Annotated in this window: 1 protein-coding gene; it reads right to left on the bottom strand. The window is 39.2% G+C overall.

Going from position 1 to position 429, the window contains the following annotated elements; genetic code table 11:
• Positions 1-429: tRNA1(Val) (adenine(37)-N6)-methyltransferase (locus tag V7659_RS31750; RefSeq protein ID WP_335543946.1), on the bottom strand; the 429-nt coding region annotated here is incomplete at both ends.

Raw genomic sequence — 429 nt, 5'->3', positions numbered from 1 at the left:
ACAATGAATCTCATGACGTGCGATCGCCAAATACTCATTTTCATTGATTTCATCCTTAGAAGGAGTCTTAAAATATGGCGGATTACAAGTAATCACGTCTACTTTGTGGTTTCCGTACCGTTTAGGCATATCATTTAAATCACCATGGATCAACTCAATCTGCTGCTCCAGTTGATTATGCGCCACACTTCTCTTTGCCATATCAAACAGGCGTTCTTGAATTTCAACCCCTGTAATAGAGGCTTTAGATCTCGTCGAAAGCAGCAATGGAACAATGCCATTTCCCGTACAAAGATCAATAATCTCCCCTTTTTGAATCGGCACATACGCAAATTTTGCTAATAACACTGCATCCAATGAAAAGGCGAACACCGTTTTACTTTGAATAATTTTCATATCTTCTGCAAGCAAGTAGTCTAAACGTTCATC

Origin of the sequence: Neobacillus drentensis, from assembly GCF_036966985.1 — a bacterium.
Taxonomy (GTDB): Bacteria; Bacillota; Bacilli; order Bacillales; family Cytobacillaceae; genus Neobacillus; species Neobacillus drentensis_E.
Note: the sequence above shows the minus strand (reverse complement) of the source record. Positions and strands in the feature narration are given on the sequence as shown.